General features: G+C 65.2%; 17 protein-coding genes. 14 read left to right on the forward strand and 3 right to left on the reverse strand.

The annotated features are described in order from the left end of the window. Window positions 1-121: 121 nt before the first annotated feature. From J3E61_RS17680 to J3E61_RS17690, 3 genes are all read left to right on the forward strand, one after another. Window positions 122-1,579 (forward strand): adenosylhomocysteinase, encoded by a 1,458-nt coding sequence (locus tag J3E61_RS17680; protein ID WP_192721714.1) that lies wholly within the window; start codon window positions 122-124, stop codon window positions 1,577-1,579. A 100-nt stretch (window positions 1,580-1,679) separates the two neighbouring features. Further along, entirely contained in the window at window positions 1,680-2,231 is a 552-nt protein-coding gene (locus J3E61_RS17685) for a sigma-70 family RNA polymerase sigma factor (protein ID WP_210084416.1), read from the forward strand. A 46-nt stretch (window positions 2,232-2,277) separates the two neighbouring features. Next, on the forward strand, window positions 2,278-3,747 hold the full coding sequence (locus J3E61_RS17690; protein WP_210084417.1) for an adenylate/guanylate cyclase domain-containing protein: 1,470 nt from the start codon (window positions 2,278-2,280) through the stop codon (window positions 3,745-3,747). Here the strand turns inward: J3E61_RS17690 and J3E61_RS17695 are convergent. Beyond that, complete coding sequence (locus J3E61_RS17695) at window positions 3,744-4,100, reverse strand: heme-binding protein (protein ID WP_210085605.1); 357 nt, start codon at window positions 4,098-4,100, stop codon at window positions 3,744-3,746. The two genes, J3E61_RS17690 and J3E61_RS17695, sit on opposite strands and share 4 nt — an antisense overlap. A gap of 138 nt (window positions 4,101-4,238) precedes the next feature. Between J3E61_RS17695 and J3E61_RS17700 the strand changes: the two genes are divergently transcribed. The 10 genes from J3E61_RS17700 (at window position 4,239) to secA (ending at window position 15,524) form a co-directional block, all read left to right on the forward strand. Continuing rightward, a complete protein-coding gene (locus J3E61_RS17700) occupies window positions 4,239-4,868 on the forward strand; it encodes a dTMP kinase (protein ID WP_210084418.1) in 630 nt (209 codons plus the stop codon). 48 nt (window positions 4,869-4,916) lie between these two features. Continuing rightward, window positions 4,917-5,603 carry a two-component system response regulator MtrA gene (gene mtrA / locus J3E61_RS17705; protein ID WP_178360924.1) on the forward strand — a complete coding sequence of 229 codons (687 nt, stop codon included), beginning with the start codon at window positions 4,917-4,919 and terminating at the stop codon, window positions 5,601-5,603. 72 nt (window positions 5,604-5,675) lie between these two features. Beyond that, window positions 5,676-7,322, forward strand: a complete 1,647-nt coding sequence (locus tag J3E61_RS17710; RefSeq protein ID WP_192722437.1) for a HAMP domain-containing protein — start codon at window positions 5,676-5,678, stop codon at window positions 7,320-7,322. Continuing rightward, window positions 7,319-9,076, forward strand: a complete 1,758-nt coding sequence (lpqB, locus tag J3E61_RS17715) for an MtrAB system accessory protein LpqB (RefSeq protein ID WP_192721710.1) — start codon at window positions 7,319-7,321, stop codon at window positions 9,074-9,076. Before J3E61_RS17710 ends, lpqB begins: the two co-directional genes overlap by 4 nt. A 103-nt stretch (window positions 9,077-9,179) precedes the next feature. Continuing rightward, window positions 9,180-9,839: a hypothetical protein gene (locus J3E61_RS17720; protein WP_210084419.1), complete on the forward strand. Its 660-nt coding sequence runs from the start codon at window positions 9,180-9,182 to the stop codon at window positions 9,837-9,839. Further along, entirely contained in the window at window positions 9,832-10,404 is a 573-nt protein-coding gene (locus tag J3E61_RS17725) for a hypothetical protein (RefSeq protein ID WP_210084420.1), read from the forward strand. The genes J3E61_RS17720 and J3E61_RS17725 overlap by 8 nt, the downstream gene beginning before the upstream one ends. Window positions 10,405-10,418: 14 nt before the next feature. Beyond that, window positions 10,419-10,871, forward strand: coding sequence for a Rieske 2Fe-2S domain-containing protein (locus J3E61_RS17730; RefSeq protein WP_192721707.1), 453 nt, complete (start codon window positions 10,419-10,421; stop codon window positions 10,869-10,871). Window positions 10,872-10,991: 120 nt separating this feature from the next. Further along, on the forward strand, window positions 10,992-11,621 hold the full coding sequence (locus J3E61_RS17735) for a ComF family protein (protein WP_210084421.1): 630 nt from the start codon (window positions 10,992-10,994) through the stop codon (window positions 11,619-11,621). Window positions 11,622-11,946: 325 nt separating this feature from the next. After that, the gene (raiA, locus tag J3E61_RS17740) at window positions 11,947-12,594 is read left to right on the forward strand and encodes a ribosome-associated translation inhibitor RaiA (RefSeq protein WP_192722436.1); all 648 of its coding nucleotides are present in this window, start codon (window positions 11,947-11,949) and stop codon (window positions 12,592-12,594) included. Window positions 12,595-12,701: 107 nt separating this feature from the next. Beyond that, window positions 12,702-15,524 (forward strand): preprotein translocase subunit SecA, encoded by a 2,823-nt coding sequence (gene secA / locus J3E61_RS17745; RefSeq protein WP_210084422.1) that lies wholly within the window; start codon window positions 12,702-12,704, stop codon window positions 15,522-15,524. Here the strand turns inward: secA and J3E61_RS17750 are convergent. Further along, entirely contained in the window at window positions 15,521-15,991 is a 471-nt protein-coding gene (locus J3E61_RS17750) for an SRPBCC family protein (protein WP_210084423.1), read from the reverse strand. The genes secA and J3E61_RS17750 overlap by 4 nt on opposite strands. Before the next feature lie 18 nt (window positions 15,992-16,009). Continuing rightward, on the reverse strand, window positions 16,010-16,492 hold the full coding sequence (locus J3E61_RS17755; protein ID WP_210084424.1) for a hypothetical protein: 483 nt from the start codon (window positions 16,490-16,492) through the stop codon (window positions 16,010-16,012). Between the two features lie 204 nt (window positions 16,493-16,696). On the opposite strand from J3E61_RS17755, the gene J3E61_RS17760 reads away from it, so the two are divergent. Continuing rightward, complete coding sequence (locus tag J3E61_RS17760) at window positions 16,697-18,106, forward strand: wax ester/triacylglycerol synthase family O-acyltransferase (protein WP_192721702.1); 1,410 nt, start codon at window positions 16,697-16,699, stop codon at window positions 18,104-18,106. Window positions 18,107-18,116 lie beyond the last annotated feature (10 nt).

Genomic DNA, 18,116 nt, shown 5'->3' on the forward strand with positions numbered 1-18,116 from the left:
GTTCAACCGCACAAGCGCCTGTCCCGCGAGCCCGCAGGCTAAGGGGGTTTCCGCATGGGTGTCGCCGCTGCGTACGTCCGTGCGCACATTGGCAATGACGAACGAAGAAGGGCTCTAATACATGACTGAGTTGAAGGCCGACGTGCTCAACGGCATCGACTTCAAGGTGGCTGATCTGTCCTTGGCCGAGTTCGGCCGCAAGGAGATCCGGCTGGCCGAGCACGAGATGCCAGGCCTGATGTCGCTGCGGCGCGAGTATCACGATGTGCAGCCGCTGAAGGGAGCCCGGGTTTCCGGCTCGCTGCACATGACCGTGCAGACCGCGGTGCTGATCGAGACCTTGGTCGCCCTCGGCGCCGAAGTTCGCTGGGCGTCGTGCAACATCTTCTCCACCCAGGACCACGCCGCGGCGGCCGTCGTCGTCGGCCCGCACGGCACACCCGAGGAGCCCAAGGGCACCCCGGTCTTCGCGTGGAAGGGCGAGACGCTCGAGGAGTACTGGTGGGCCGCCGAGCAGATGCTGACCTGGCCGGGCGAGCCGGCCAACATGATCCTCGACGACGGTGGTGACGCCACCATGCTGGTGCTGCGCGGTGCGCAGTACGAGAAGGCCGGTGTGGTGCCGCCCGCCGAGGAGGACGACTCCGCCGAGTGGAAGGTGTTCCTCAACCTGGTGCGGACGCGCTTCGAAACCGAAAAGGACAAGTGGACGAAGATCGCCGAGTCGGTTCAGGGCGTCACCGAGGAGACCACGACCGGCGTGCTGCGGCTCTACCAGTTCGAGGCTGCCGGTGAGCTGCCGTTCCCGGCGATCAACGTCAACGACTCGGTTACCAAGAGCAAGTTCGACAACAAGTACGGCACCCGACACTCGCTGATTGACGGCATCAACCGTGGCACTGACGTGCTGATCGGCGGCAAGAAGGTGCTGATCTGTGGTTACGGCGACGTCGGCAAGGGCTGCGCGGAGTCGATGGCGGGCCAGGGCGCGCGCGTGGCCGTCACCGAGATCGATCCGATCAACGCGCTGCAGGCGCTGATGGACGGCTTCGACGTGGTGACCGTCGAGCAGGGTGTCGGCGAGGCCGACATCATCATCACCTCGACGGGCAACAAGGACATCATCACCCTCGATCACATGAAGGCGATGAAGCACCAGGCGATCCTGGGCAACATCGGTCACTTCGACGACGAGATCCAGATGGCCGCACTCGAGAAGTCGGGCGCCAAGCGTCTGAACATCAAGCCGCAGGTTGATCAGTGGACGTTCGACGACGGCAAGTCGATCATCGTGCTGTCCGAGGGCCGCTTGCTGAACCTGGGCAACGCGACCGGTCACCCGTCGTTCGTGATGAGCAACAGCTTCTCCAATCAGGTGATCGCACAGATCGAGCTGTGGACCAAGAACGACGAGTACGACAACGCCGTCTACCGATTGGCCAAGCACCTGGACGAGAAGGTGGCGCGCATCCACGTCGAGGCGCTCGGCGGCACGCTGACCAAGCTCACCAAGGAGCAGGCGGAGTACATCGGAGTCGACGTCGAGGGCCCATACAAGCCCGAGCACTACCGCTACTGACGTAACGCGACAAAACCCCCGGCGCATAACGCGTCGGGGGTTTTGCGTCTTCGGCAAAATGGCTTGACCTCAAGTCCACTTGAGGTGCCAAGCTGCTCATATGAGCGACTGGACAGATGACGTCTCGGCACGTTTCGCCCGCGATGTGTTGCCGTTGGTCGATCAGCTCTACCGCGCGGCGCTTCGCTACACGCGCCGGCCGGCGGACGCTGAAGACCTCGTGCAGGAGACGATGGTCAAGGCGTACGCAGGATTTCACAGGTTCTCGGACGGAACCAATGCGCGTGCATGGCTCTTTCGGATCCTGACCAACACCTGGATCAGTTCGTATCGCAGCGCGCAGCGACGTGTTGACGAAGTGCTCTCCGGTGACGTTGCCGAAGTGTGGCCTGCTGCGGCCAGAAACCCGTCGGCCGAACTGGCTGTGTTGGAGGCGATGGGCGATGAGGACGTGCGTGATGCGCTGCAGGCTCTGCCGGAGGGGCAGCGGTTGGTGGTCTACTACGCCGACGTAGAAGGCTTCCGGTACAAGGAGATTGCCGAGATCTTGGACGTGCCGCTGGGCACGGTGATGTCACGACTGCACCGCGGGCGCGCCAATCTGCGGAGGCTGCTCATGCGCGTTGCCGCGGAGCGTGGCTACGCGGCGTAGGTCTAGACTGCGAGTCAACGCCGTAGTTAGAACTGGGGGGTTCGCGATGGCGCCTCGGACGAGATACGCCGACAGCGGTGGCTATTCGATCGCCTATCAGACCGTTGGCGACGGTCCCGTGGACATCCTCTTCGTTCAGGGCATGATCTCGCATCTGGATCTGCAGTGGTGTGACCCGTTGTACGCGGGGTTTCTTCGCCGGTTGGCTGCTTCGTGCCGACTGATCGTCATGGACCAGCGTGGCGTCGGACTGTCCGACCCATGCGCGACTGTTCCGTCAATTGACGAGCGCGCTGCCGACATGGCGGCAGTCGCGGATGCGGCGGGCGCGGACAAGATGTTCGTCATCGGGCAATGTCACGGCGGTCCTCCTGCAATCGTGTATGCCGCGTCGCACCCGGAACGAGTGACGGGCTTGATCCTGATGTCCACCTTCGCCAAAGGAACGACGGATCCTGATGAGGCGGGTGCCTTCGCTGAGGAGGATTTTGCCAATTGGATTCGGGTGGCTGAACAGTGGGGCGAAGGTCGCTCTTTGGCGTATTTCATGCCGAGCCGCGACGAGAACCGGCTATACCGACAGCTATACGCGACCTTTGAACGGGCCGCGCTCAGCCGCGGAATGGCCAGGGCCGCAGTGGCTTCCACCTTGGACATCGATGTGACTGCAGCCCTGCAATGTATCCGTGTGCCGACACTCGTAATGCATTGCACCGATGACTTCATGCCTGTGAGCTCGGGAAAGTACCTCGCAGCGTCCATACCCGATGCGGACTTTGTCGAACTCCCAGGCGGGGACCATGCGCCCTTCATCGGTTCGGGATCCCAGGCCGTCGCAGATCATGTGCTCGAATTCATCAGCAAACAAAGGGATTTGGCGCACCCACGCCAGAGTCGTTTCGGGGCGATTGTGATGACTGACATTGTTGCCTCCACCGAAATGGCCACCCGCATCGGCGATGCGGAGTGGGCAGATCTGCTCGTGCGCCACGATGCGGCGGTACGCGATGACGTTGATGCCCATCGCGGGGAGTGCATTCAATTCACAGGTGACGGATACCTCGCGAAGTTCGATTCGTGCGAGGACGCGTTGAGGTGCGCGATTGCTCAACAGCGCACAGCGGCGCGCTTCGGGTTCGCCATACGTTGTGGCGTGCACGCAGGCGAGTATCAGCCGGCAGGCCAATACATCATCGGACTCACGACGATCATCTCGTCGCGGCTGATGGACGCCGCCGCTGACGGATCGATCCTCGTTTCCGACGTTGTGTCAGCGGCCGTCGCAGGCGCTGGATTTCAATTCGGTACAAGGCAGCAATACAAGCTGAAGGGCGTCGACGGGACAGTCGGGGCCGCCCAGTTGACCCTCTCGGACCAGGATCCGCTAATCAATCGATGGCGGCCGGACGCCTCTGTGGGCCAGCCTCTTCGACACCGCGTCGATCACCTTCTTATCGCAGGCGCGAAGAGGTTTTCTCGCGTCGCTCATGTGCTGAGCCGATACCGGTCGTACTAAGGGCTGGGCGGAGCAGCGCACCGCTGCTTGATATCGATGAGCGGCTGCCGAATATTGGTCATGTCCGCCTGGACATCGGGGTGAGAGTTCAAGTAGGCCTTGGTCTTTTCGGCGACCTGAGCCCGCGTGAGGCCTTCGAGGCTTGTGTAGAAATAGTTCACGTCGGGATGGGTGAACAGATAGGCCGACGTCGCTGCCGAGACCCCTGACCGCACGCCTTCGAGATCGGCTGCGCTGCAGTTCGGCGGATCTGCGGCGGGGTCCTGGTCGGCATGAGCGAGGGGACTGCCGGCAAACAGCGCCGCACCGACTCCTGCGCCCGTGAATACGGCGGCGGCGAAGCGAGTCAACATCATGTCTCACAGTCTGCGCACAACCGGCACTCATGCGCCGTCATCGCAAGCAGTTCCACAGCAGATTCGGGCAGTGCTCACAGGCGGCGGACGTTTCGGCGACGGTAGGCCCTCACGGCGGGCGGATAGGCTGCCCGCGTGCTCATCGTGATCGAGGGTGTCGACGGAGCAGGCAAGCGCACGCTGACCAACGGGCTGCGTTCGGCATTCGAAGCCGCCCACAAGTCCGTCGCCAGCCTGGCGTTCCCGCGCTACGGCCATTCGGTGGAAGCCGACCTCGCCGCCGAGGCACTGCACGGCGGCCACGGCGATCTGGCGCAGTCTGTCTATGCCATGGCCGTGCTGTTCGCCCTCGATCGCGCGAAGGCCAAAACGGAAATCGGGCGCCTCACCTCCGCCTACGACGTCGTCATCCTCGACCGTTACGTCGCCTCCAACGCCGCGTACAGCGCCGCGCGGTTACATCAGGGCGCCGACGGCGAGGCCGTCGAGTGGGTCCGCACCCTCGAATACGAGCGGCTGCACCTGCCCAAGCCGGATGCCCAGGTGCTCCTGGACGTGCCGACCGAACTGGCCGCCGAGCGCGCCGAGCGCCGCGCCAACGAAGAGGCCGACCGCGCCAAGGACTCCTATGAACGCGACGACGGGCTGCAGCGGCGCACCGGCGAGGTCTACTCCGGGCTGGCCGCCGCGCAGTGGTGCGGGCGCTGGCTGGTCGTCGGACCCGACGTGAACGCCGCCGCGCTCGCCGCAGACCTGGCTCAATAGCCGACTCGCGGGCGTGCTAGCAGCGTTTTATCGCAATCTGGTGCCACCATGGACACCATGAGGCAAAGGATTCTGGTTGTCGATGACGACCCGTCGCTGGCCGAGATGCTCACCATCGTCCTGCGCGGGGAAGGTTTCGACACCGCGGTCATCGGCGATGGCACGCAGGCACTCACGGCGGTCCGCGAGCTGCGGCCCGATTTGGTGTTGCTCGACCTGATGCTGCCAGGCATGAACGGCATCGACGTGTGCCGCGTGCTGCGCGCCGACTCCGGTGTGCCGATCGTCATGCTCACAGCCAAGACCGACACAGTCGACGTGGTGCTCGGCCTCGAGTCCGGGGCAGACGACTACGTCATGAAGCCCTTCAAGCCCAAGGAGCTCGTCGCGCGAGTTCGCGCCCGGCTGCGCCGCAACGAGGACGAGCCCGCGGAGATGTTGTCGATTGCCGATGTCGAGATCGACGTGCCCGCCCACAAGGTGACCCGGCAGGGTGAGCAGATTTCACTGACACCGCTGGAGTTCGACCTGCTGGTGGCGTTGGCGCGCAAACCGCGGCAGGTGTTTACTCGTGATGTGCTGCTCGAACAGGTGTGGGGCTACCGGCACCCCGCGGACACCCGTTTGGTGAACGTGCATGTCCAACGTTTGCGGGCCAAGGTTGAGAAAGACCCGGAGAACCCGCAGGTGGTCCTGACCGTTCGAGGAGTGGGATACAAGGCCGGACCCCCGTGATCGGACGGCTCGCCGTCGCCGCGATTTTGACCGCTCGGCGGTGGCCGTGAATTTTGCCGCTTGGCGGTCGCCGTGATCTTTCGCTCGAAGCGACGTATCCATCGGCGTTCTGCACCACTTCTACGCGGATTCGCGGCGCTGAGTCGAGCGATGGGTCTGGCGTGGAAGCGCTCCCTGCAACTGCGGGTGGTGGTGCTCACGCTCGGGCTGTCACTCGCCGTCATCTTGGTGCTCGGCTTCGTGCTGACCAGCCAGATCACCGACCGCATCCTCGAAGTCAAGGTCCGCGCCGCCACCGAAGAGATCGAGCGCGCCCGCAACACCGTCAGTGGCATCGTCGGCGGTGAAGAAACACGGTCGCTCGACAGCAGCCTGCAGTTGGCGCGAAACACTCTGATCGACCGCAAGGCCGACACCGGCGCAGGACTTGCGGGCACCTTCGACGCGGTCCTCGTCGTTCCCGGCGACGGTCCCCGCGCCGCGACCGCGGCAGGCCCGGTGCAGCAGGTACCCAACGCGTTGCGCGACTTCGTGAAGGCCGGGCAGGTCAGCTATCAGTACGCGACCGTGCACACCGACGGTTTCTCCGGCCCGGCGCTGATCATCGGCAGCCCGACGTCCTCACCGGTGACGAATCTCGAGCTGTACCTGATCTTTCCGCTGAACAACGAGGAATCCACCATCGCGCTGGTGCGCGGCACCATGCTGACCGGCGGCGTGGTGCTGCTCGGCCTGCTGGCCGCGATCGCCTTGTTGGTTGCCCGCCAGATCGTGCTGCCCGTGCGGTCGGCGTCGCGGATCGCCGAACGCTTCGCCGAAGGCCACCTCACCGAGCGCATGCCCGTGCGCGGCGAGGACGACATGGCGCGGCTGGCGGTGTCGTTCAACGACATGGCCGAAAGCCTGCACCGCCAGATCACCCAGCTCGAGGAGTTCGGCAACCTGCAGCGCCGGTTCACCTCCGACGTCAGCCATGAGCTGCGCACACCGCTGACGACGGTGCGGATGGCAGCCGACCTGATCTATGACCACAGCGAGGACTTGGATCCTGCGCTGCGCCGCTCCACCGAGCTGATGGTCAACGAGCTGGACCGATTCGAAACGCTGCTCAACGACCTGCTGGAAATCTCGCGCCACGACGCCGGTGTCGCCGAACTGTCGGTCGAGTCCGTGGATCTGCGCTCCACCGTGCAGAGCGCGCTCGACAACGTCGGCCACCTGGCTCAGGACGCCGACATCGAGCTGATCGAAGACATGCCCGCCGAAGAAGTGATCGCCGAAGTCGACCCGCGGCGCGTCGAGCGCATTCTGCGCAACCTGATCGCCAACGCCATCGACCACGCCGAGCACAAGCCGGTGCGCATCCGGATGGCCGCTGACGAGGACACCGTGGCAGTTACCGTCCGCGACTACGGCGTCGGGCTGCGGCCCGGCGAGGAGAAGCTGGTGTTCTCCCGGTTCTGGCGCTCGGACCCGTCGCGGGTGCGGCGCTCCGGCGGCACCGGTCTCGGCCTGGCGATCAGCATCGAAGACGCCAGGCTGCACCAGGGCCGGCTCGAGGCGTGGGGTGAACCAGGCAAGGGCGCCTGCTTCCGGCTGACGCTGCCGCTGGTACGCGGCCACAAGGTGACCACAAGCCCGTTGCCGATGAAACCCATTGGGCCAGAACGTAATCCGCGCCGAAACCGCGAGCGCGAACCCGCAGCGGAGAACGTGTGAAACGCGTCCTCGCCGCACTGTGGCTGCTTGCGTTCGTCCTCACGGGCTGCGCGGGAGTGCCCAGTTCGTCCGCGCCGCAGGCCATCGGCACGGTCGATCGCCCGGCGCCGCCCAGCCTTCCCAAGCCGACCCCAGGCATGGATCCCGACGTCCTGTTGCGTGAATTCCTCAAGGCGACAGCCGATCCCGCCAACCGCCATCTCGCGGCACGACAGTTTCTCACCGAATCCGCTTCGCGCGCATGGGATGATGCCGGCAGCGCCCTGCTGATCGACAACGTCGTTTTCGTCGAAACTCGCGGCCCCGAACATGTTTCGGTCAACATGCGCGCCGACATCCTCGGTTCCCTGTCGGATGTCGGTGTCTTCGAAACAGGGGAGGGTGCGCTGCCCGATCCCGGTCCCATCGAATTGGTCAAGACACCCGGCGGGTGGCGCATCGACAGGCTGCCCAACGGTGTTTTTCTTGACTGGCAACAGTTTCAGTCGACGTACAAGCGCAACACGCTGTACTTCGCCGACCCTACCGGGCATACCGTCGTACCCGACCCGCGGTACGTCGCGGTGTCCGACTCCGACCAGTTGGCCACCGAACTGGTCAGCAAATTGATCGCAGGCCCCCGTCCGGAGATGACCAACACGGTGCGCAACCTGCTTGGTCCGCCGCTCAAGTTGCGCGGGCCGGTGACGCGCGCCGACGGCGGCAAGACGGGTGTGGGCCGTGGCTACGGCGGCGCCCGCGTCGACCTGGAAAACCTATCCACGACAGACCCGCACAGCAGGCAACTGCTTGCCGCACAGATCATTTGGACCCTGTCCCGGGCCGGGATCAACGGACCGTATGTGATCAACGCCGACGGCGCGGCGCTGGACGATCGCTTCGCCGACGGCTGGGACACCTCCGACGTCGCGGCCACCGACCCCGGCGCGGCCGACGGCGCCGCTGCCGGCCTGCACGCGCTGGTGGGCGGATCGCTGGTGTCACTGGATGGCCAGCGGACGAATCGGGTGGCGGGCCAATTCGGTCAGATGCCCGGCCAGACCGCAGCGGCGGTGTCGCGCACCGGACAAGAAGTGGCATCGATCGTGACGCTGCGGCCCGGCGCGCCCGACATGGCGTCGTCGCTATGGGTGGGCCCGCTGAACGGCAATGCGACACAAGCGATGGAAGGACGCACGCTGTCGCGGCCCAGTTGGGCTCTCGACGACGCGATCTGGGTGGTGGTCGACGGCATCAACGTGGTACGCGCGATCCAAGATGCCTCAGGCCAACCGGCCCGCATCCCCGTCGACTCCAGTGTGGTGTCGATGCGCTTCCCCGGTGTGATCGCCGAACTCCAGCTCTCCCGGGACGGAACGCGTGCCGCGATGGTCATCGAGGGTCAGGTGATCCTTGCCGCTGTCGAGCAGACCGCGGGCGGCGGCTACGCGCTGACATATCCACGGCGGCTTGGCTTCGGGCTCGGCAATACCGCGGTTTCGCTGGCCTGGCGTACCGGCGACGACATCGTCGTCAGTCGCACCGACCCGCAGCACCCGGTGTCCTACGTCAACCTCGACGGCGTGAACTCCGATGGCCCGAGCCGCAACCTGTTGATGCCGGTCACCACTGTGGCCGCCAACCCGTCGACGGTTTATGTCGCCGACGCGCGCGGTGTGCTTCAACTATCCGGCTCGGCGGCCGACAACGATCCGGCGTGGGCCGAGGTGCGGCCGCTGATGATGCCAAACGCGCTGCCCGTGTTGCCCGGCTAGCTTTCCAACCTCGCGCGAAATTGCGTTGAACCTTCCCCCTGCATCGCCCGTTGTGCAGACAAAACACCACTAGAGGTGTTTGCTCAACTCCCAGGAGGGGATGATGAAGATTCGCGGCCCGATAGTCACCCTCGCCGCGGTGGCGGTGCTCGGGGTCGGCATATTGCTCATCAATATGTCGAAGGAGGGCCCGGCGCCGGCGAATCCGTACAGCCAGTCCACCACCACAGCCGCCGCGACGCCGGCCGCTCCGCCACCCGCACCGAGCACGCCACCGCCACCGCCCGAGTTCCCGGCCAAGGCCGACTACGTCGGCAAGGTGCCGACCGCCAACGGCACGCTCACGTTGGAGATCACCGTCGACGGTGACAAAGCCATCGCGTATGCCTGCGACGGCAACGCCGTCGAGTCGTGGTTGCGGGGTAGCGCCGTCAACGGCGCTGTGAGCCTTGCGAACAAGGACAAGACGAGCCGACTCGAGGGCCACCTCGAAGGCAGTGCGATCGTCGGAACCTTGTCGATCGGCGAAAAGAAGTGGGACTTCAACGCGCCCGTCGCGCAGCCACCCGCTGGGTTGTATGTCTACGAGAACGCGGGCGTGCGCAACAGCTGGATCGTCGACTCGACGGGCGGGGTGACCGGAGTGCAACGGCGCGAAGACAATTCGACAGCCCCGGCCCCCAAGCTGACGACCGACGGGATCGCGAATATCGACGGCATAGAGGTCAAGGCGATTCGGGTGGAGGGCGACAGCAATGTCTGATACCGAGGCCTCGACTGCCGCGGTGCCTGCGAAGTCGTCGGCAGTTGCGGTGTTGATTGCCGTTGGGCTCGGTGCGCTCGTCGCCGTCGGGCTCGGGGTGTTCGGGAAAGTACATGAGCCACAGTTCTTTTCGATCAACCTTGCCGGGTTCTCCAGCGGACTTGCGGTCAAGGCTTGGCTGGCGACGCTGGCCCTGGCATTGGCGCTTTTCCAGCTGGGTTCGGCATTCGCGATGTATCGGCTGGTTCCGGGCGGCAAGGCGCCATCGTGGATCGGCACCGCGCATGTGTGGTCGGGTCGGCTGGCGGTGCTCGTCAGTGTTCCGGTTGCCGTGCACTGCGTGTACGCGTTGGGGTTTGAGTCCTACGACAACCGCGTGCTGTTCCATTCGCTTTTCGGGTGCTTCTTTTACGGCGCATTCGTCACGAAGATGATCTTGCTGACCCGCAAAGGCCTTCGCAGCTGGGTGATTCCGGTTGTCGGCGGCCTGGTGTTCTTCGGTTTGGTGTATGTCTGGTTGACCTCAGCCCTGTGGTTCTTCCAGACCAACGGTGTCACGTTCTAACTGAAAGGTTGTGTATGAACATCGGAGAGTTCCCCATCTCGCGGCAGAAGGTTTTGCTCGGTGCCGGTCTGGGTCTGGTGACGGCGGTTGTGGCCGCGTGCAGCACCTACGGCAAAAAGACCGAAGCGGCAAGCGAATCCGCCACTACGACCGCGGCCCCGACCGCGGGCGGCACCGCGACCCCGGCGGCGAAGTCCATCGCCAAGACCGCCGATGTGCCGGTGGGATCCGGCGTGATCGTCGACGACATCGTGGTCACGCAACCCTCAGCCGGTGTCTTCAAGGGGTTCTCCGCGAAATGCACACATAAGGGGTGCATGGTGGACAAGGTGGCCGACGGCACCATCGACTGCCCGTGCCACGGCAGCAAGTTCAACCTCGACGGCACAGTGGCCAAGGGGCCTGCCGACAAACCGCTCGCAACCGAGAACATCTCGGTTCAGGGTGACTCGATTGTCCTTGGCTGAGAGGACCAGCGGCCAAGTTTGACCTCGCCGAGTGTGGACTTGATACACACGAAACGGCGAATGGCGTGACACAAGCCCACACTCGACGGCGGTGTCATACCTCGCCGCCACACTTCGCACATGCTCGACCTCGTCTTGCCGCTCGAGTGCGGCGGCTGCGGGGCCCCATCGACGCGATGGTGCCGCGCCTGCGCCCAGGACCTTGCCGTCAAGCCTGACCAGCCCCACCTGATCACCCCGCGCGTCGATCCCGGCGTGCCCGTCCTGTCGCTCGGTCGCTACGCAGGCCCGCGCCGCGACGCAATCGTCGCGGTCAAGGAGCACGGCCGCGCCGACCTGGTCGCACCGCTGGCCCGCGCGCTTACCCAAGCCATCGATCGCCTCCTCGACTGGGGTGTCATCGACACGCCGCTGACCGTCGTCCCGGCACCCACCCGGCGCTCGTCGGCCCGGCGCCGCGGCGGTGACCCGGTCACCCGGATCGCGCTGGCGGCCACCAAGCAGCACGCCGGGATCGCCGTCGTCCAGGCCCTGCGGCTGCGGGGTATGGTCCGCGACTCCGTCGGCCTGTCGGGCGCCGACCGTCAGCGCAACATCGCCGGCCGCGTGAAGATCACGAAGCCCGTAACGGTAGCGGTGCTCGTCGTCGACGACATCGTGACCACGGGCGCCACCGCCTCGGAATCGGTCCGCGTCCTGCACATCGCGGGTGCTCACGTGGCCGCGGTGCTTGCCATCGCCAACGCCTGACGCGCGGGCAACCGAGATTCAAATCAACCCTGTGTGAAGAACTGAAAACGGGTCCGCGAATTTACTGGCACTACCGGGTGAACACGATTACCGTCGGCAACAACCACCCGTGAAGCCTCACGGCGGCGCTCAACCCCGACGCGCCAGCATCGCCGACCAGCGGTAGGAGGTGAGTACTCGACACCTTGCGCCGGAGGGCGAAGCGACATGCAGGCCCGCCGGCGCGGAATCCGAAAGCCAAGCCGGGCACGCGAAGCGTGCGACTCCGTAGAGAAACGAGTTGCCAAGCATGTCAAGCCATTCCGTGGACTCAGACCGCACAACGATGGTGATCGAGGACGAGCCGCCCGAACCAACCCCGAACGCTGAGGTCGTCGTCAAGGGCCGCAACGTCGAGGTTCCCGACCACTTCCGCATCTATGTCTCAGAGAAACTGTCCCGCCTGGAACGATTTGACCGCACCATCTACCTCTTCGACGTCGAACTAGACCATGAGCGCAACCGGCGCCAACGCAAGAACTGTCAACACGTAGAGATCACCGCGCGAGGCCGCGGGCCCGTTGTCCGAGGCGAGGCCTGCGCCGACAGCTTCTACGCGGCCCTGGAATCGGCTGTCTGCAAGCTCGAGAGCCGCCTGCGCCGCCACAAGGACCGCCGCAAGATCCACTACGGGGACAAGACGCCCGTCTCGCTGGCCGAGGCCACCAAGATAGAGCCGGAATCATTCCAGCCCGCCCCACCGCTTGCCGAGGAAAACCCGCAGGTCGACGGCGCCGCCATCGATGATCATGAACCCGGTCGCGTGGTGCGCGTCAAGGAGCACCCGGCAACCCCGATGACCGTCGACGATGCGCTTTCCCAGATGGAACTCGTCGGCCACGATTTCTTCCTGTTCCACGACAAACAGAGCGACAAACCGTGCGTCGTGTACCGCAGGCACGCCTACGACTACGGACTGATCAGGCTCGCCTAGCCCTTTCCAGCCGCTTCGACCAGCAATTTCAACGGGTCACCTACGATGGACCTCGTCTGAATAAGACTGAGGTCCATCGAACCCATTGAGAAAATTGAGGAAATCGCGTGCTGGACAAGTTGCTCCGTCTCGGTGAAGGCCGCATGGTCAAGCGCCTCAAGGGGGTGGCTGACTACGTCAACACCCTGTCCGACGATGTGGAGAAGCTCTCCGACGCCGAGTTGCGGGCCAAGACCGACGAATTCAAGAAGCGCGTAGCCGACGGCGAAGACCTCGACGAACTGCTGCCCGAGGCATTCGCCGTCGCCCGCGAGGCGGCGTGGCGGGTGCTCGACCAGCGCCACTTCGACGTCCAGGTGATGGGCGGCGCGGCGCTGCACTTCGGCAACGTCGCCGAGATGAAGACCGGTGAGGGCAAGACCCTGACCGCTGTGTTGCCGTCGTACCTCAACGCATTGAGCGGCAAAGGCGTGCACGTCGTCACGGTCAACGACTACCTGGCCAAACGCGACGCGGAGTGGATGGGCCGCGTGCACCGCTTCCTCGGGCTCAACGTCGGCGTCATCCTTTCCGGGCTGAACCCCGAAGAACGCAGGGCGGCGTATCACGCCGACATCACCTACGGCACGAACAACGAGTTCGGCTTCGACTACCTGCGCGACAACATGGCGCACTCGCTGGCCGACCTGGTGCAGCGTGGGCACAACTTCGCGATCGTCGACGAGGTCGACTCCATCCTGATCGACGAGGCCCGCACGCCGCTGATCATCTCCGGACCTGCCGACGGCTCTTCGCACTGGTACACCGAGTTCGCCAGGCTGGCCCCCTTGATGGAGAAGGACGTCCACTACGAGGTCGACCTGCGCAAGCGCACCATCGGCGTGCATGAGCTGGGTGTCGAGCTGGTCGAGGATCAGCTCGGCATCGAGAACCTCTACGAGGCCGCCAACTCGCCGCTGGTCAGCTACCTCAACAACGCCATCAAGGCCAAGGAGCTGTTCCAGCGCGACAAGGACTACATCGTCCGCGACGGCGAGGTGCTGATCGTCGACGAGTTCACCGGCCGCGTGCTGATCGGCCGCCGCTACAACGAAGGCATGCACCAGGCCATCGAGGCCAAGGAGCACGTCGAGATCAAGGCCGAGAACCAGACCCTGGCCACGATCACGCTGCAGAACTACTTCCGCCTCTACGAGAAGCTCTCCGGCATGACGGGCACCGCCCAAACCGAGGCGGCGGAACTGCACGAGATCTACAAGCTCGGCGTCGTGTCGATTCCGACCAACAAGGCCATGATCCGCCAGGACATGTCCGACCTGATCTACAAGACCGAAGAGGCCAAGTACATCGCGGTCGTCGACGACGTCGCGGAGCGGTACGAGAAGGGCCAGCCGGTGCTGATCGGCACCACCAGCGTCGAGCGTTCGGAATACCTGTCGCGCCAATTCCAGAAGCGGCGGCTCCCGCACAACGTGCTCAACGCGAAGTACCACGAGCAGGAAGCCAACATCGTCGCCGAGGCCGGTCGGCTGGGCGCGATCACCGTGGCCACCAACATGGCAGGCCGCGGCACCGACATCGTGCTTGGCGGCAACGTCGACTTCCTCGCCGACAAGAAGCTGCGCGCGCAGGGCCTCGACCCCGTCGAGACGCCCGAAGAGTACGAGGCGGCTTGGCACCAGGTCCTGCCCCAGGTGAAGGCGGAGGCGGCCGAGGAGGCCAAGGACGTCATCGAAACCGGCGGCCTGTACGTCCTGGGCACCGAGCGGCACGAGTCGCGCCGCATCGACAACCAGCTGCGCGGCCGCTCAGGACGTCAGGGCGATCCTGGCGAATCGCGGTTCTACCTGTCGCTGGGCGACGAGTTGATGCGGCGGTTCAACGGCGAGACGTTGGAGGCGCTGCTCAACCGGTTGCAGTTGCCCGACGACGTGCCGATCGAAGCCAAGATGGTCACCCGCGCGATCAAGAGCGCTCAGACCCAGGTCGAGCAGCAGAACTTCGAGGTCCGCAAGAACGTCCTCAAGTACGACGAGGTGATGAACCAGCAGCGCAAGGTCATCTACGAGGAGCGTCGCCTGATCCTCGAGGGGGAGAACCTCGCCGAGCAGGCGCACCGGATGCTCATCGATGTCATCACCGCCTACGTGAACGGCGCGACGGCCGAGGGCTACGCCGAGGACTGGGATCTCGAGCAGCTGTGGACGGCGCTCAAACAGCTCTACCCGGTCGGTATCGACCATCACGACCTGCTCGACTCCGACGCGGTCGGCGAGCCCGGCGAGCTGACCCGTGAGGAGCTGCTGGACGCGCTGATCGAGGACGGCGAGCGCGCGTACGCCGAACGCGAGAAGCAGCTCGAGGAGATCGCGGGTGAGGGCGCGATGCGGCAGCTCGAGCGCAACGTGCTGCTCAACGTGCTCGACCGCAAGTGGCGCGAACACCTTTACGAGATGGACTACCTCAAGGAGGGCATCGGCCTGCGGGCCATGGCGCAGCGCGATCCGCTGGTCGAATACCAGCGGGAGGGCTACGACATGTTCGTCGGCATGCTCGAGGGGCTCAAGGAAGAGTCGGTGGGCTTCCTATTCAATGTCCAGGTGGAGGCCGCGCCGGCGCCGACCGTCGCGCCGGTCGCCACGCCGTCAGGGCTGGCGCAGTTCGCCGCCGACGCCGCTGCGAAGGCACAGGACAGCACCCAGGGCGGATTGGCCACCAAGGAGCGTCCAGCTGGCTTGCGCGCCAAGGGAATTGAAGACTCCGCTCCGCCGCTGACCTACTCCGGCCCATCCGAGGACGGCTCGGCACAGGTGAAGCGTGACGGTGGCGGCGGCAAGCACGCCGCGCCGACGGGCGGCACCAGTCGTCGTGAGCGGCGCGAGGCCGCTCGCCAGCAGGCCAAGTCCGCCAGGGGTATGCGCAGGCGCTAACGCGGTTCGAGGATCGCGGCGATGCGCTCCAATGTGGCGCGCATGCCGTCCTCGGTTTGCTTGGGCATGCCGCCCATCTTGAGCATCGGTCGCTGACGGTCCCGCGAGACGTCCCAGGTTTCGCGCACCAGCGTGCCCCCCTCGACCGGGCTCAGTTCGTAGCGCCAGATCCGCCCGCCGATCAACCCGAGCGGTCCCGTTCTGGTCTGCCACGCGATGCGGCGGTCGGGCTCGAACTCGATCACGGTGTTGGTGGTGCGGTACGGCACGAACAGTGTTTCGGGCCGTCCGCGCATCGACATGCCGAACTTCGAGCCGAGTTCCAGCGGTTGAGACTTTTCCCGGGAATGGTCGACGGTCCCGGAACCGTCGAAGCTGGAATGCTGCCCGGCGTCGGCGATCATGGCGAAGATTTCACTTGCGGACGCATTGATGACGCGCTCGACACTGATGCTGTTTCCCTGCACGCCGCAACGCTAGTCGCGTCATCCCAGCTGTAAGGCAACAATTCGCCAGCGACCGTCGCGGCATTCGATCCGTCCTGCGATGGCCCGGACCCGTTGCGCGCGGGTGTAGGTCGCGAACAGCTCGCAGGCATCGGTGTCGACCATGCGCAGGCGGGATCGCTGCAGCGTCGCGGCGGCAGTCTGCGGTATTCGCGTCAACGTCGTGACCGTGTCGATCAAAGCCGGCGCCACCAGTGGACGCAGCTGCGCTATCGGCCTGCGCCGGTCGATCACCTCCAGCACGCGGCGCAACGCCGCGTCGGCGAACACCACCGCGGCGCGCGGTGGCAGCGGGTCGTGCGGCACCGGACGGGGCACGGGCCGATGGGTTCGGTTGGTGCGGCGGTGTAGCGCCGCGGACGTTGGCGGCGGGCACGCGGTGATTCCCACGGGCGGTGGTTCGCAGTCGATGATCGGCGTCGTCAACGACAGCGGTTTTGGCGGAATCCGAGATGCGGTCATCGGTGCTCTCCAGCGTTGGGTGCGACAAGCGTTCGGTACGACAAGACGGCATCTGCTGGAGAGTCGCAGACACGTCCATGATCCCACGGATTCCCAGGGCCTCACGGCGCCGGTATCCACCCGTGATGCGCGCGCACGGAACCTGCCGATAGCCTGCACGGGGGTCAATCGACAGCGACGACATCACGAGGGGGACTGCACCGGATGGTGACCAGGTTGTCGGCGTCAGACGCGTCGTTCTATCACCTGGAAGACACCTCGACCCCGATGTATGTGGGCACGCTGTCGATCCTGCGCAAGCCGCGCAACGGCCTGAGCTACGAAACCCTGCTGGCCACAGTCGAACAGCGCTTGCCGCAGATTCCGCGCTACCGGCAGAAGGTGCGCGAAGTGACGCTGGGGTTGGCCCGTCCGGTGTGGATCGACGACGGCGACTTCGACATCACCTACCACGTCAGACGATCGGCGCTGCCGTCGCCCGGCAGCGACGCGCAGCTGCATGAGCTCATCGCCCGGCTCGGCTCGCGGCCCTTGGACAAGTCCCGGCCGCTGTGGGAGATGTACTTGATCGAGGGGCTGACCCGTAACCGCGTCGCGATCTACACGAAGTCACATCAGGCGTTGGTGAACGGCATGACTGCGCTCGCGCTCGGCCACGTCATCGCCGATCCCACGCAGAAGCCACCGGAGTTCGGCGAGGACATCTGGATTCCGGCGCGCGAGCCCAGCGACCGTCAGCTGTTGCTCGGCGCTGTCGGTGAGTGGATCACCCGGCCGGCAGAGCAACTCGGCGCGGTGCGCTCGGCGGTGACGGAGGTGGCGACCAACGCCGGTCAGTTGGCCGAGGTCGGCCGCCGCGTCGTCGACGTAGCGCGCACCGTCGCACGGGGCACCGCGCCGAACAGCCCGCTGAACACCACGGTTTCGCGCAACCGTCGGTTCACCGTGGCAAGCCATCGGCTCGAGGACTACCGAGCGGTGCGAGCGCGGTACGAGTGCGACATCAACGACATCGTGCTGGCGGTGGTCGCCGGTGCGCTGCGGAACTGGCTGATGTCGCGGGGCGAGCCGGTGACGTCGACGACGACCGTGCGCGCGATGGCGCCGATGTCGGTCTATCCCGACGCAGATCTCGACACGACCGGACCGGGTCAGGCCATCAGTGAGGTCGCGCCGTTTCTCGTCGACCTGCCGGTAGGTGAGGGAAACGCGGTCGTGCGACTGTCCCAGATTTCGCATGCCACCGAGTCACACCCGACGGCCGCCAGCCTCGTCGACGCAAGGACGATCGTCACGCTGTCCGGTTTTGCGCCACCGACGTTGCACGCCATGGGAATTCGGGTGGCCACCACGTTCTCGGCGCGGCAGTTCAACCTGCTGATCACCAATGTGCCGGGCGCGCAGAAGCAGATGTTCATAGCGGGCACCAAGCTGCTGGAGACCTATGCGGTGCCACCGCTGCTGAACAACCAAGTGCTCGCGATCGGCGTCACGTCCTACAACGGCATGCTTTATTTCGGCATCAACGCCGACCGCGACGCGATGAGCGATGTCGATGTGTTTCCCTCGCTGCTGCGGGAGTCGCTCGACGAATTGCTGGAAGCCGCGCAGTAGCAGTTAACCT

Source organism: Mycobacterium sp. OAE908 (assembly GCF_017872775.1).
In the GTDB taxonomy this organism is placed as follows: Bacteria; Actinomycetota; Actinomycetes; order Mycobacteriales; family Mycobacteriaceae; genus Mycobacterium.

Excerpts from the sequence above, each read along its gene's own strand:
- J3E61_RS17720 (WP_210084419.1), top strand. The coding sequence starts at position 9,180 with ATGAAGATTCGCGGCCCGATAGTCACCCTCGCCGCGGTGGCGGTGCTC.
- J3E61_RS17680 (WP_192721714.1), top strand. The coding sequence starts at position 122 with ATGACTGAGTTGAAGGCCGACGTGCTCAACGGCATCGACTTCAAGGTG.
- J3E61_RS17730 (WP_192721707.1), top strand. The coding sequence starts at position 10,419 with ATGAACATCGGAGAGTTCCCCATCTCGCGGCAGAAGGTTTTGCTCGGT.
- J3E61_RS17760 (WP_192721702.1), top strand. The coding sequence starts at position 16,697 with ATGGTGACCAGGTTGTCGGCGTCAGACGCGTCGTTCTATCACCTGGAA.
- J3E61_RS17755 (WP_210084424.1), bottom strand. The coding sequence starts at position 16,492 with ATGACCGCATCTCGGATTCCGCCAAAACCGCTGTCGTTGACGACGCCG.
- J3E61_RS17695 (WP_210085605.1), bottom strand. The coding sequence starts at position 4,100 with ATGTTGACTCGCTTCGCCGCCGCCGTATTCACGGGCGCAGGAGTCGGT.
- raiA (WP_192722436.1), top strand. The coding sequence starts at position 11,947 with ATGGTGATCGAGGACGAGCCGCCCGAACCAACCCCGAACGCTGAGGTC.
- J3E61_RS17735 (WP_210084421.1), top strand. The coding sequence starts at position 10,992 with ATGCTCGACCTCGTCTTGCCGCTCGAGTGCGGCGGCTGCGGGGCCCCA.
- J3E61_RS17690 (WP_210084417.1), top strand. The coding sequence starts at position 2,278 with ATGGCGCCTCGGACGAGATACGCCGACAGCGGTGGCTATTCGATCGCC.
- J3E61_RS17685 (WP_210084416.1), top strand. The coding sequence starts at position 1,680 with ATGAGCGACTGGACAGATGACGTCTCGGCACGTTTCGCCCGCGATGTG.
- J3E61_RS17725 (WP_210084420.1), top strand. The coding sequence starts at position 9,832 with ATGTCTGATACCGAGGCCTCGACTGCCGCGGTGCCTGCGAAGTCGTCG.
- mtrA (WP_178360924.1), top strand. The coding sequence starts at position 4,917 with ATGGACACCATGAGGCAAAGGATTCTGGTTGTCGATGACGACCCGTCG.